Genomic DNA, 240 nt, shown 5'->3' on the forward strand with positions numbered 1-240 from the left:
CTCGACCACGTGCCAGATGCGCTGATAGAAGGGGTCGCCGATGGTCAGGGTCAGCGCGCTGAAGACCACGCTCGCGAGAGCCAGGGCGGCGGCGACGACGACAAGGCTCACGGCGGCGCGCAGCAGACCGCGCCACGGCTCGATCCATCCGTCGGCGAACGGGGTGAGCCACGTGGACAGCGACGGCATACCGATCACCAGCGGAACGAGCAGGGCGGCGAGCACGATGACGGCGATGAT

Annotated in this window: 1 protein-coding gene; it reads right to left on the reverse strand. The window is 68.8% G+C overall.

The genetic code is table 11. From position 1 onward, the window contains the following. Nucleotides 1–240 (reverse strand): hypothetical protein (locus tag SB717_RS39135; RefSeq protein ID WP_410908675.1); only part of this gene is annotated, 240 nt, incomplete at both ends.

The organism is Priestia sp. SIMBA_032 (assembly GCF_046535215.1).
GTDB classification, from domain to species: domain Bacteria; phylum Bacillota; class Bacilli; order Bacillales; family Bacillaceae_H; genus Priestia; species Priestia aryabhattai.